At 37.9% G+C, this 13046-nt stretch carries 12 protein-coding genes; 2 read left to right on the forward strand and 10 right to left on the reverse strand.

The window, feature by feature from the left end; all coding sequences use genetic code 11:
* Nucleotides 1-170: 170 nt before the first annotated feature.
* Both J7W16_RS19095 and J7W16_RS19100 read right to left on the reverse strand, forming a co-directional pair.
* Complete coding sequence (locus J7W16_RS19095; protein WP_210599092.1) at nt 171-1232, reverse strand: sugar ABC transporter substrate-binding protein; 1062 nt, start codon at nt 1230-1232, stop codon at nt 171-173.
* Nucleotides 1232-3010, reverse strand: a complete 1779-nt coding sequence (locus J7W16_RS19100) for a methyl-accepting chemotaxis protein (protein WP_210599093.1) — start codon at nt 3008-3010, stop codon at nt 1232-1234. Before J7W16_RS19100 ends, J7W16_RS19095 begins: the two co-directional genes overlap by 1 nt.
* 256 nt (nt 3011-3266) lie before the next feature.
* Here J7W16_RS19100 and J7W16_RS19105 point away from each other — a divergent pair, with 256 nt between their 5' ends.
* Together J7W16_RS19105 and J7W16_RS19110 are read left to right on the forward strand one after the other, a co-directional pair.
* The gene (locus tag J7W16_RS19105) at nt 3267-3467 is read left to right on the forward strand and encodes a DUF2188 domain-containing protein (RefSeq protein ID WP_210599094.1); all 201 of its coding nucleotides are present in this window, start codon (nt 3267-3269) and stop codon (nt 3465-3467) included.
* Between the two features lie 184 nt (nt 3468-3651).
* Nucleotides 3652-4632 (forward strand): glycoside hydrolase family 43 protein, encoded by a 981-nt coding sequence (locus J7W16_RS19110; RefSeq protein ID WP_210599095.1) that lies wholly within the window; start codon nt 3652-3654, stop codon nt 4630-4632.
* Nucleotides 4633-4695: 63 nt separating this feature from the next.
* On the opposite strand, the gene J7W16_RS19115 is transcribed toward J7W16_RS19110, so the two are convergent.
* The 8 genes from J7W16_RS19115 to J7W16_RS19150 form a co-directional block, all read right to left on the reverse strand.
* Nucleotides 4696-5358, reverse strand: coding sequence for a FusB/FusC family EF-G-binding protein (locus J7W16_RS19115; protein ID WP_210599096.1), 663 nt, complete (start codon nt 5356-5358; stop codon nt 4696-4698).
* Nucleotides 5359-5988: 630 nt separating this feature from the next.
* Entirely contained in the window at nt 5989-7407 is a 1419-nt protein-coding gene (locus J7W16_RS19120) for a Na+/H+ antiporter NhaC family protein (RefSeq protein WP_210599097.1), read from the reverse strand.
* 125 nt (nt 7408-7532) lie between these two features.
* Complete coding sequence (locus J7W16_RS19125) at nt 7533-7799, reverse strand: alpha/beta-type small acid-soluble spore protein (RefSeq protein ID WP_210599098.1); 267 nt, start codon at nt 7797-7799, stop codon at nt 7533-7535.
* Nucleotides 7800-7913: 114 nt separating this feature from the next.
* Entirely contained in the window at nt 7914-8930 is a 1017-nt protein-coding gene (gene adhP, locus J7W16_RS19130; RefSeq protein ID WP_210599099.1) for an alcohol dehydrogenase AdhP, read from the reverse strand.
* A gap of 210 nt (nt 8931-9140) precedes the next feature.
* A complete protein-coding gene (locus J7W16_RS19135; protein ID WP_210599100.1) occupies nt 9141-9464 on the reverse strand; it encodes a DMT family transporter in 324 nt (107 codons plus the stop codon).
* Nucleotides 9465-9521: 57 nt separating this feature from the next.
* The gene (locus tag J7W16_RS19140) at nt 9522-10250 is read right to left on the reverse strand and encodes an HAD family hydrolase (protein ID WP_210599101.1); all 729 of its coding nucleotides are present in this window, start codon (nt 10248-10250) and stop codon (nt 9522-9524) included.
* A complete protein-coding gene (locus J7W16_RS19145) occupies nt 10243-11742 on the reverse strand; it encodes a CehA/McbA family metallohydrolase (protein ID WP_210599102.1) in 1500 nt (499 codons plus the stop codon). Before J7W16_RS19145 ends, J7W16_RS19140 begins: the two co-directional genes overlap by 8 nt.
* Entirely contained in the window at nt 11708-13039 is a 1332-nt protein-coding gene (locus tag J7W16_RS19150; RefSeq protein ID WP_419095858.1) for an ABC transporter substrate-binding protein, read from the reverse strand. The genes J7W16_RS19145 and J7W16_RS19150 overlap by 35 nt, the downstream gene beginning before the upstream one ends.
* Nucleotides 13040-13046 lie beyond the last annotated feature (7 nt).

Raw genomic sequence — 13046 nt, forward strand, 5'->3', positions numbered from 1 at the left:
GCAACTCATATTAAAAAGACTGGGTAATATTTATTATTAAATCCATTATATGCAAATTCTATTCCAATGTTTAAAAATTAAACCATTCAAGTGATGAGTTGATGCCTAATACAAGAGCTAGTTAAACAAAAAAAAAACCTATGCCACTAAAGGGCATAGAGTACTCCTTGTTATTCGCCATAAATGTCAGATTCAGAAAGGTGTCCTTCTTTAATAATCGTCTCTCTAATATTTTCGGCTGTTACAGCAATTGGTTCTAATAGTATTGAAGGAATATCAGCTTGTCCGTTATTTACAGTTGATTCGGTAGTGATTTCTTCTCCTGAAGCAACTTGGATAGCAAGTTCTGCAGCTCTTTCTGCGATTAAGACAATTGATTTGTACACCGTCATTGTTTGGGTCCCTTCAGCAACACGTCTTACACCTGCTAATTCAGCATCTTGCCCTGAAACTTCAACTTCACCAGCACGAGCCCCAAGTGCTTCAACTACTCCACCTGCGGTTCCATCATTTGCTGCAACAACTGCGTCTAATTGAACCGAATTACTCGCGAGAAATGATGCTAATTGGTCACGAGCACGTTCAGGCTCCCAATTTTCCGTATAATTATCATATACAAGGTTTATAGCACCTGAATCAATAAACGGCTTAAGAACATTCATTGCTCCCTCACGAAATAGAATTGCATTATTATCTGTTTCAGATCCACCAACATAGGCAAATGTCCCTTGATCAACCCGATTGACAATCTCCTGTGCTTGAAGCTCGCCAACCTTTACATTATCAAAAGACAAATAATAATCAAGGTCTGCACCACGAATCAAACGATCATATGAAATGACCTTAACACCAGCTGCGTGTGCTAAAGTTACGATCTCACTTGCTCCATCAGCATCTGTTGGTACAACGACTAGTACATCTACTCCTTCATTAATAAGGAGCTGTGCCTGCTGAATTTGCACTTGTTGATTTCCATTAGCCGCGAGTGTCTTCACCTCTGCACCTAGTTCACGAACCGCTCCTTCAAAAGCTTCTTTATCACGATACCAGCGCTCTTCACGTAACGTATCAAGCACGAAACCAACATAAATTTGATCTGGATTCGAACGAAGCTTCTGATCGGTATCCTCATTTGAATCTGATGCTGATTCAGTGTTACAAGCTCCTAGAACCAACAGAAGTAGGGTTGATAGTAATAATAACAAGCGGTTCGCTTTATTTTTAGATGACATTATGACACATCCTCCTTTCGATTTTCCCTTGATAGATGCTGCTTTTCTTCACTTTCGATTACGTTGTCAGCACCTACGTCGAAATGTTGAATAAGGGTATTCATCCCCTTAACTAATTCAGTCAATTCATTTGCTCCAGTCGAAACTTGATTAATGGCAGATTGTTGTTCAATGACTGAAGCTGATATTTCCTCTGCACCAGCAGCTGATTGCTCTGAAATGGCTGCAATATGCTCAACAGAATTGCTAATTTCCTCACTCGCAACATGAAATTCAGTCAGAGTTGTAGAGATTTCTGAGACTCTTTCCACCATATTAGAAACTTTATCTTTAATCTCTGAAAAATACTTTCCTGACATCTCAATTTGATTCTTACCTTTGTTAACCTCTTCATATCCGGCCGTTAAATCCTTAACCATTTGGCCTGTCTCACCTTTGATTGAATTGACAATTTCAGTAATGCTTTTGACAGAAACAGAAACTTCTTCGGCTAGCTTTCTTACTTCATCAGCAACAACTGCGAAACCTTTACCTGATTCTCCTGCACGTGCAGCCTCAATTGATGCATTAAGTGCAAGCAAATTAGTTTGTTCTGCTATAGATTGAATGACTCCAACAAATGTAGAGATTGAGTTTGTTTGCTGTTCTAGATCATTTATCTTAACAACAGATTCCTCCACGATCTGATAAATACTCTCCATTTGTTTTAACGATTCTTTCATTTGGAGATCACCATCTACAGAGACAGTAAGAACTTCTTCTGAGAAAGTAGCTAAACGATCACCATTTTCACTAGCACCAACAATTTGTTGAGTAAGATTTTGAGTCCGCTCTGAAATGACAGTCGCTTCATTCGCTTGACTAGACGCTCCTGAAGCAAGTTCCTCAATTGTTGTTGCGACTTGTTCACTGCTCTGCTTGACTTCATCGGCTTTCAACGTAAAGTTTTGAACTTGATGATCAACCGAATTAGCCAATGTTGAGACTTCATTAATCATATTTTTCAGGCTAGTTCCCATCTCATTAATTGATTTAGACAAAAGACCAATTTCATCTCGGCTATCGTCATTAAGCTTTGGAACGTTTAAGTTTCCTTTAGCAATTTGGTCACTAGTTTCCACGACTTTATTTAAGCTTTGACGTATTCGACGACTAATAATATATATAAGTGCGATAGATACAATTATGGATACAAGCACTGACCCAATAAGAACCGCGATAGTGACCCCAATATTACCTTGAGCATTTTCAATAGAAGACGTATTAGATGAAACCGCAGCTTCCATCAGACTATCACCCAAAGCAATCGTTTCTACCTTTAGTTGATTAGCCTGCTCTTGTAATTCTGCAAAAGTATCAGTATTAATCTGTTGAACATTTGGAACGATTTCACTAAAGTAATATTCATCAAGTGCATGATTGTTATCAATAATCTGATTAAACATACTAAGATGCTCATCCTCAGAGATATTACCTCTTAACTCCTTAGCGGTTGCTACAAACTGTTCACTAAGAGTTAAATATTGAACTAGACGTTCATCTTGCTCAGCGATAATATACTCAGGAATATTTAGATATTTTTCTTGATACAGAGACATCAACTCAGAAACTTGGATGACGATTTCATTCTTTGTACGAGTTTCTTGAATGGACGAGCTCGTATTTGATAGCAACCAAAAGGTTAGTATCAGTGAACCAATAAACGTTAACATTACTACCGCAAAGACGATCGCATATTTACCTCCAATCGATCGATCTCTCCAAAATCTCTTCCCCATACGTTCAACCCCTTTATAATATCTAAATCTTTATCTATCTTAATTATCAAAAAAATCAAAATAGACATATTGCGACATTTGTCGACACTTCCTAATAATAATTTTAAAGCTGTTTTAGTGTCAATACGATCTGCAAACATCCATTATTTACTTTTAAGTAGACTGTTCCTACTATGTTTACTAGGAAACACTTATGGGAAGAGGAAAATGTAGCGAGTAGGAAGCACAATAACTATTAAAAGGAGAATGATCAGTTATGAAAAAATTCACTGTCCGTCCCGACAAGAATGCAGATTCATGGTTCTTAAAGCTAGAAGATGTCGCTCCACAAGAGAACTTTGATCAAATGGATGATGCAACTGAAGCAGGAAAAAAGCTAGCTTCAGAAAATAGTCCTAGCCAACTGACCATTTATAACCAACATAACGAAGTCGTCGAAGAGATCAATTTCAACTAAAAATTTATTAAAATCCTATGCTTATTAGTAAGCATAGGATTTTTTGGTTAACTCAATTAATAGATTCCACTACTTCAGCTATACTATTTAAATTAATTCCTAAGCTTTAAGCGTTTACATTTATGTAGTTATTGATACACTGAAGAAAGAGCATTATTTTATTTACATAGTGAGGAGATTTGATATGGATAAGAAAACAAAACCGAATGAACCGATCGTGACGCATTTATTTACAGCTGACCCGTCTGCCCATGTGTTTGAAGGAAAAATTTATATTTACCCTTCACATGACCTTGATCATGATGGTCCAACTAATGACAATGGTGACCAATATGCGATGGAGGATTATCATGTCCTTTCGATGGATAACTTCGATTCCCCTTGTGTAGACCATGGTGAAGCCTTGCATGTAAGGGATATTCCATGGGCAAAACAGCAGCTTTGGGCCCCAGATGCTGCTTTTAAAAATAATAAGTATTACCTATTCTTCCCTGCTAGAGATAAGGACGATATTTTCCGCCTAGGTGTTGCTACTAGTTCAGCTCCAGAGGGTCCTTTCACACCACAAGAGAATTATATACCTGGAAGCTATAGTATTGATCCTGCAGTATTTGTAGATGAAGATGATAGAGCTTATATCTACTTCGGTGGTCTATGGGGTGGACAATTAGAGAAATGGCAAACAGGGGAATTCCTATCAGATGCAGAAGGACCAGAATTGACTGAACCTGCCTTAGGGCCGAGAATTGCTGAGTTAAGCGAAGATATGCTAACATTCAAAGAATCCCCTACCGAAATCTCTATTATTGATGAGGATGGTAACCCTATACTAGCAGGTGATGAAGAACGTCGTTTCTTTGAAGGTGCTTGGGTTCACAAATATAATGATTATTATTACCTTTCATACTCAACTGGTACCACTCATAAAATCGCCTACGCGATAAGCAAAGCTCCACAGGGACCTTTTACTTATAAAGGAACCATTTTAAATCCTGTGATTGGTTGGACGACACACCATTCTATCGTACAATTTGAGGATAAGTGGTATTTATTCTATCATGATTGTTCGTTATCAGACGGTGTCGATCACAAACGTTCAGTTAAATACACAGAAATTACGTATAATGCGGATGGAACGATTCAAACGATCGACCCTTATAAGTAGAATTATTATTGTACAAAAAAGACTCAGGATCGTACTCCTGAGTCTTTTTGTACGAGATACAACTTATTTTTTCAGTATTTCAATGAAATCATATAACTTATCTAAAGTGGTGATATTTTGATTACACTTCACAGAATCCTTACAGATATAATTCCCTCTATTTGTGTAAGTGTCTACACCACTCTTGACACTCGTCATAAATAATCCAACATCTTCATGTCTATTACAAATTGCACAAATTCCTTTTACATTACCTCTAAACGTCCCCTGAAAACCGATTAATTTTCCATTTAATTCAATAATCAAATATTTCCTCTCCGAACGAATATCGTACCAGCTTATATAGGAAAAATCTCTGAAATCCATTTCATCAAAGGATGGAATTTTTAATTTTTTTGCTTTTGGAAATAACTTTGTAACGGTTTTCTCAGTTGTTTTTGTAAAGGGTCTAACGAGTGATTTAAGATGTTTCACCAACTGTTCAGCTTGTATCTCGTCTTTTAATTCAATAACCTCATTCATTAATAGTAGTTGCTTCTCATTCAAAGTGAGAAATAGATTATTGATGTTTTCAAATGAACTCGCTTTAAGGGCATTTAGAACATCGGGGTCCCTACTTGTAACATGAGCTTGAACAAGTTTTTTAATCTCATATCTAATAAAGTTGTATTGGTCACTCCTGATAAAAGGCTCCATCTTCAATCCTGTAATTTCATTATTTTTCATTTATTTCAGCTCCTTATTTTCAGTAAATAATTCAAATTCAATAAGGGCAGAGCCGAGACAGGACAAGAGGAACATATTTGGCGATATTAAAAAAGTCTACCTCATCCAAAGTATCGCCTTCCTACATCTAGGCTCTGCATGAGACGTTACAGATGCTGACAAATAAGGATGCTTATATGCCATTTCATATCACCCCCTTAAAGATAGATAATTATATTATATAATAGCCAATACCTTTGAGTTAATCACCTTTCAACCCTTTCTCATTGTAGGTGGAATTTCATTACTATCCTTCTTCATAACACAGAGACTTACAATAAAATATTTTACATTATTTTCAAATAAAATGCTGAATTCTAGCGAAAAAAAAGATAGAGGCTGGGACATAACTAAAGCGCTAACTAAAATACCGAATAATGCAATCACGTAGCGGATGAAATATACGGAGACTCCTGCGGGACCTAAAAGAGGCCACTGAAAAAGGTATAATTTCCACCTTTTTTAGTGGCCTTACCGGCTTCACGCGGAAAGCGAAGTATATTTAAGGAGCGGTTTACGTCCGCCAACCACCATTGCTCGGATTTTCTATTAGTTAAGTCAATTTTGTCCTAGCCTCTATCCCTATCCTCTTTAAAGAATAAATGTCACAATTGTATATAAGACAGTTGTGATACCGGCAGCGATCAGTGCTGGTTTTAATTTATATTTAGCGTATTCTATGACCGAAAGGCCTAGTATTTTTGCAATTGTATTTGTATCATCACTTAATGGAGATGCAAAAGCACCAAATGACCCACTTGCAAACACCGCCCCAATAACTAGAGGTAAGGACACATCACCCGTAGTAGCAAGTGCTACCCCGAGTGGCATTAAAATCCCCCATGTTCCCCATGCAGATCCAATAAAATAAGATACAGCAGCTCCGAATAAAAAGATAAGTGGTGCTATAAACATTTGCGGGATCCAGCCGGTATGTGCTGTCACAAATCCCGAAAAACCTAAATCATCTGTGATTGATGATAATCCCCAAACGATTGATAATAATAAAATAACTGACATTAGGTCATTTCCACCTTGTATGAAGCTATCAATTAAGTTTACAAGCTTAAACCGTTGTATCAAGTAGAAGAATATTGATACTAGTGTTGTAATCAGAAGGGCAATGACCATTGCATCAAGTACATTTGCTCGAATAAATGCCTCAAACGGCCCAACCCCCTTTTCATAGCCATCCCACCATGTCAAAAACAATGTCAAACCAATTACCAGAATAAGGGGGACAAGAAGATTCAGAGGTTTAATAGGTAAATCCTTTGCAACAACAGGATGGCAATCATGCCAATCCTCCTCTTCATCTTCAACTTCCTGCTCATCAATTTGCATCGGTGCATCGGACTTTGTTTTTGCATGATGAAAAAAGCTTAAGTAAATCCCTAAAACAATCGTGACAATTGCAAAGAAATTAAATGGTATGCTTTGAATAAAGAGTGAATAAGGATCTATTTCGATTCCTTCGTTTTCAGTTGCGATTTGGATAATCGAGACCATATAACCAACAAAAGCGGTTGCAACTGGAATTAAGACAATGACAGGAGTCGCAGTTGTCTCAATAATGAAACCGAGCTCCTCTGTCGTCATTTTGACTTTTTTTAGTAGCGCTCTCATAATTGGAGCAATAGTTACGAAACGAAACGTAGGTGCACTGAATGTCCCAATAGTTGAAACATATGTAAGGAGCAGAGCTTGCTTTCTGGTCTGAATTCGCTCAGCTGCCTTTTCTACAAAACCTCTAATTCCTCCTGTCATCTTAATCATGCCAACCAGTCCTGAAAAGGCATATAAGAACACAATAATCTTAATATTATTTTCATCAATCAGGGCTTGAACTACATAGACAAACATTGTTTGTATTCCACCAAGGACAGTAGGGTCAATAAGATATGAACCCACTAATAATCCAAGAAATAGAGCAGGAAGCACCTGTTTTGTATAAATAGCAACTGGTATGACAACTAAAAATGGGATAATCGATAGCCAGCTTGATTCCATAGTATCACCTACCTCTTTTCACATCGTCTTTTTATGTTGTGAATAAGCAAGAAGATTATACTTGTAATAGCCTAGACATAAAAAAATAAGATGGGGATCATATCTCTCCGCCATCTTGTTTCTCGTTAATCTTTACTCGCTAAATTATTTTTAGCCATTTTGATCATCTCTTGCACCATTGATCCACCAATCTGACCTCCAACCTGACCAGCTTGCTTTGATGTCAATTCGCCATTATCTCCTTTAGTAAGCGGAACAGCTAGATCCTTTGCTACCTCGTATTTTAATTCAGACTCACTCTTCGTATGATAGCCTCTTTTGCTCATAACTTGCTCTTTGAATTGAGTTAAGCCTTTTCTTGCTTCTGGGATTAATAGCTTATTTTTTGTCATATCAACATCACTCCTTTACCTTTTTAGTGTCTCCTCTTAACCTGATTGATATGTCGACGATTACAACAAAAAGAGGCAGGAAGCTCCACGCTTCATACCTCTTTGATCGTTCAGTTAATTATCTAAAGTCAACACAACACGTCCTTTTATTTCACCCTTGACCATTCTGTCAAACACTTCATTTATCTTATCAAGTGGCTGTGTTTCAATAATTGTTTTAACTTTTCCTTCTGCTGCAAATTGAAGAGCTTCTTGCAAATCTTTCCTCGTTCCTACGATCGAACCAACAACCTTAATTCCACCAAGGACAGTATCAAAAATCGGAATAGGCATCTCCTCTGGAGGTAAACCTACTAGCACACAAGTTCCCCCTCTTCTTACAGAATGGAATGCAGACTGAAATGCTGGTTTTGAAACAGCTGTAACTACCGTCCCGTGAACGCCTCCTACTTTTTCTTTAATAAATGCAGCTGGATCTTCTAACGCTGGATTTACGAATAAGTCTGCACCCAGTTCTTTAGCTAATTTGAGTTTTTCTTCTCCTAAGTCTACTGCGATTACATGTAATCCCATCGCTTTTGCATATTGAACAGCAACATGACCTAGCCCTCCGACACCATAAATCGCTACCCATTCTCCAGGTTTTGCATTTGTCACCTTCAACGCCTTATACGTTGTAACCCCTGCACAAAAAATCGGAGCAGCTTCCTCAAAGCTTAAATTATCTGGTACTTTCACTACATAAGCCGCATCTGCCTTACAATATTCAGCATATCCTCCGTCAACGGAATATCCTGAATTCTGTTGACTTTCACAAAGAGTTTCTTGACCCGTTAAGCAATATTCACAATGACCACAAGCAGAATATAACCAAGGAACACCGACTCTATCACCAATTTGTAAATGTGACACCCCTTGACCTACCTCTACAATAACTCCTACTCCCTCATGCCCTGGAATTAGAGGAAGCTTAGGTTTCACTGGCCAGTCACCGTGTGCAGCATGTAAATCAGTATGACAAACCCCACAAGCTTTAATATGTACTAATACCTCTCCCAGCTGTAAAACTGGTCTTTCAACATCCTTCACTTCAAGTTGCTTTTTAAATTCGTTCACAACAGCTGCTTTCATAATTATCACTCCTTTTCATTTAAATGCTCTGTACATCTGAATAAATAATACAAAGCTTTCCTTTTTGGATCAGTGACTTTAATCACAACCGCTAGAAAACTTCCTTTTTACACATAAACAGGAAGTTTCAAATAAGTTGAGTCCAACATGTTATCTTCTGTGTCATTAGTTCATAACTTAAAATGTTGAAATTCGACTGTCCAAAGTCCTTTACTCCGTTGGTGCAACGAGCTTCAACCCAATAACTCCAACAATAATACATAACACAAAAACTGCCTTCAGCAACGAAAAGGATTCATGAAAATACAAGATACCAATAATAACAATAACTACTGTTCCAAGCCCAGACCAAATTGCATACGCTATACTTAATTCAATCTTCGTCACAACAAAACTAAAAATAGTAAAACAAGCACCGTAAAAAACAAATAACAAGACACTTGGAAGCCATTTCGTAAGACCCTCTGATAATTTCATGCTAATCGTACCTGCGACTTCAAGAATAATGGTTAGAAGTAATAATACCCAAGCCATGTGTTCACCTCATTAAAAAACTGACTCCTGTTAACTGAGTCAGCTTTTCGTTTCTATTTAACTCCATACAAAATGATCTTCGTCATTAATTAAGAATTTAACCGATGGGATGATATAATCAGCATCAATTAAATCATCAATCTGACTCGCACCCGATTTTACACCAATCGATAGACCACATTTTGAATTTTTAGCAAACGCTATGTCGATAGCAGTATCTCCCACCATGACAATCTGATCCGGCTCTAAATTCACGCTTTGACAAAAGGCCTTCATCATACTAGGGTCAGGTTTCTTTTTATACTGGTCTGACGTACCTACAAAATCAAATAATTGATCAATACCCAAAAGTTTAAACGTTAGGTTCGTTGTCTCAATATCATCAGCTGTCGCAACACCGATTTTTAAGCCCTTACGTTTTAGTTTCTGCAGCAATGTCCTCAGATCAGTTACTGGTTTAACCGCATCTAAATTTTGCTTTGTTAATAATAGAATACGTTCCTCAACCCATAGATGGAATGGTTCAGGAATAGATTGTCTTTCCTTAATAAGAATTGGATAAAAAGCCGTTGCAATGTCTTTTGTCGTTCCTGAAGCCAAAATACTGGTGGGTTGCACTTCGCCATTTAACAGTCCAATACTTTCCAATAGTGCCTCTCTTATTCTACTAGCATTTCCACTAGGAACGAGCTCGGTAACTAAACCAAAAGCAATTCGTCTCCACAGTTCTAGAAATTCAATAAGAGTGCCATCCTTGTCAAAAAGAACCCCCTTAATCTCAGTCATTATTAAATCCAGCCTTCTCTAATAAATCAGCCCATATATGTAATGAATGTTTTTTTGTTCCGTTGAATATTGGATTCAAAAAAGCAAGTAGTTCTCCGTTAGAAGAACGAACTTCGTAACGAATCCAACGATATCCCTCTTCCCCTTTTATTTCTTCTTTATAGATGCCCTCGAGTTCTAGATTCTCAACCTCTGTCCGTACACCATTGATGACCTTAACTAATCTGTTCCCATTAGTCGTGCATTTATAGTTAAGCTTAAAGGTTATATCACTATTCTGAGCTATACTCTCTCCCATATGAACGCTTTCTCCATTCACAAAGAATGAAGGATTAAGCACCTGTCCTCTAGACACATATACATTTCCTAATTTCACCGAATCTAAAATTGCTTGTGCAGACAGCTCATTTGCCCATACATAAGTAGAAGGATCACCGATCAATGAAGCTGGGCCTCCTTCGACATAGCTTTCAGTCGGTCTCATATGCGAATCAGAGCCGCCAATCCCAGGAATTGAGTAACCATCATTTAATAAAGTGTCCCAAAGAACAAGTGCTTGCTTAGTTGCATTCACATTATCAGGAAATGTTGGGTCATTCCATATTTCGATTACATCTATTTCAGAAAGAAGTGTCTCCTTAAATGCCCATTGCCACGGTCGTAATAAAGGATGATTGATTGAACGCAAAGCACCTTGAGACCCTACTTCTTTTAGAATCCGATTCATACCTCGTTCGCTTTCCATTCCCTTGTCACTAGCCGTCGGTCTCCAATCAACCCAGCTTCTCACACCTAGTGCGTTAAAATGTCCTCTAGATGAAGTAATTTCAACTCCAGGAATAACAAGAGTTGAATCCTTCAACCATTTTGTCGGGATGATATTATGATCTGTCGCAACGAAGAAATCTAAGCCTATCTCTTTAGCTGAGGTCATTCCTTCTTGCGGTGAAAGCTTACCATCTGAATAAAAAGTATGCGTATGAAAATCACCTTTATACCAGCGTTGTTCTGTATTGACAGCTTCATTGGGGTTCCAATTGTTCAACATAAATCCTGCTTCATACTGTGAGGTTGCAAATACTTGAAGCGGTTCGCTATCTAACTTCGGCAAGGAATCCTGACCATACACAACTTCAATCAAATACGGACCCTTTTTAGGAAGAGCATTAAGTAGCTCTATACTCCAATCACCAGCTGAAATCTTTCCAGGAACGGTAGAAAAGCTTGTGGAATATAGATCTTCACTAAAACAAAATTCTATTGATCCATCCATGAGGAGCCCTTGAGCCCGGATTGTTCCTTCAGGGCTTGTAACAATAATGAGCAGCCAAGCTTTTTCCTGAATAGATATTTTCATTTTCATTGATGCATACATTTGAGGGATATGTAGCGTTTGATTAATTAGAGATGTCTCTAGGACACCTCTAATCTCTTGCCTTTCAAGTACATTCATAACTTTATAGAACCCGATCAAGCTCACGCTGTGCTTCAATTTGTGCTTCCTTTAATGCCTCAGCTGCAGGGATTCCCTCAATCTCTACCTTGTCTGCTGCCTTTGTCAACGCGTCAATGATCTTTCCACCTGTAGGATCATGAAATGGTGGTGTAGCCGTTTCAGCTTGCTTTAATGGTACAAGAATTTGTGGATTTTCTTTAGCAAATTTCTTGAATTCAGGGACTTCATTAGCTGATGTACGCACAGCAATATAGCCTGTGTTCATCGACCAATCTGCTGTCTTTTCAGGACTATTAAAGAAAGTAATAAATTGGTAAGCTGCTTCTTGCTGTTCTGGTGAAGCAAGAGCTGGGATTGATGCTAGTAATGCATAAGCATGCGGGGCAGCTGCATGATCTTCCCAACCAGGTTGAGGATATGCTGCAACTTTCGTGAAATCTAAATCCCCTTGATCACCTGAAGAACCTGTATATCCAGCAGCACGGTCCTGCAATACATCATCAATTGTTTTATACCAATATGCCCATCCTTCTCCACCATGATTGATTGCCATCGTTTCGTCTTCATGTATTGCCTTACGAATGAACTCCCATGCTTCGATCCATTCAGGTGAATCAATTGTAACTGTTTTCCCATCTTCACTTAAATATTTAGCTCCATTGCTCATCGCAAAGTCCATCAAATTGGCTGCACCCCACATTGGCATCCATCCATAGATTCCTTTTTCCTCCTTAATCTTTGCTGCTGCCTCTCCTAAGGACTCAAATGTATCTAATGAATCTGCTGAAATTCCAACCTCTTCAAAGAGATCTTTACGATAATACATTACTTGGGTTGTTCCATATAACGGTAAGCCATATTGGATTTCATTCACGGTTCCTTGCTGATAAAAGGCTTCAACAAAATCTTCAGGTTTAAGATCTTTATCTGCCTTTATAAGTTCATCCATTGGGGCAAGAATGCCTTTATTACCAAATGTATAAACGGTATCATCACCTAGTAAAACAGCTGCCGGTACTTTCTTTGCAGCTATTGCAGCTTGTATTTTTTGTTCTGTTTCATCATAATTCCCTTGTGCAACACCTGTTACTACTACATCATCTTGACTTTCGTTAAATTCTGAAATAATACGTTCTACATTTTCACCAAGATTTCCACCAAGTCCGTACCAAAATTCAATTTCTACTGGCTCATTCGTTGTTTTTTCAGCAGCTACCTCTCCTTCAATTTTCGTCTCAGATGCTTCAGTTCCTGTATTTTCGGAACATCCTACTAATGCAAACATAAACATGACAATTGCCAAATAAATAACATGATTAAATCTCTTCTCCACCTTGATA

This window comes from Halalkalibacter suaedae (assembly GCF_017939705.1).
Classification (GTDB): Bacteria; Bacillota; Bacilli; order Bacillales; family Bacillaceae_D; genus Halalkalibacter; species Halalkalibacter suaedae.

What these genes read in the sequence shown, in the direction of transcription:
- J7W16_RS19100 (WP_210599093.1), bottom strand. Translation starts at nt 3,010, where the DNA reads ATGGGGAAGAGATTTTGGAGAGATCGATCGATTGGAGGTAAATATGCG.
- J7W16_RS19140 (WP_210599101.1), bottom strand. Translation starts at nt 10,250, where the DNA reads ATGACTGAGATTAAGGGGGTTCTTTTTGACAAGGATGGCACTCTTATT.
- J7W16_RS19120 (WP_210599097.1), bottom strand. Translation starts at nt 7,407, where the DNA reads ATGGAATCAAGCTGGCTATCGATTATCCCATTTTTAGTTGTCATACCA.
- adhP (WP_210599099.1), bottom strand. Translation starts at nt 8,930, where the DNA reads ATGAAAGCAGCTGTTGTGAACGAATTTAAAAAGCAACTTGAAGTGAAG.
- J7W16_RS19115 (WP_210599096.1), bottom strand. Translation starts at nt 5,358, where the DNA reads ATGAAAAATAATGAAATTACAGGATTGAAGATGGAGCCTTTTATCAGG.
- J7W16_RS19095 (WP_210599092.1), bottom strand. Translation starts at nt 1,232, where the DNA reads ATGTCATCTAAAAATAAAGCGAACCGCTTGTTATTATTACTATCAACC.
- J7W16_RS19135 (WP_210599100.1), bottom strand. Translation starts at nt 9,464, where the DNA reads ATGGCTTGGGTATTATTACTTCTAACCATTATTCTTGAAGTCGCAGGT.
- J7W16_RS19125 (WP_210599098.1), bottom strand. Translation starts at nt 7,799, where the DNA reads ATGACAAAAAATAAGCTATTAATCCCAGAAGCAAGAAAAGGCTTAACT.
- J7W16_RS19110 (WP_210599095.1), top strand. Translation starts at nt 3,652, where the DNA reads ATGGATAAGAAAACAAAACCGAATGAACCGATCGTGACGCATTTATTT.
- J7W16_RS19105 (WP_210599094.1), top strand. Translation starts at nt 3,267, where the DNA reads ATGAAAAAATTCACTGTCCGTCCCGACAAGAATGCAGATTCATGGTTC.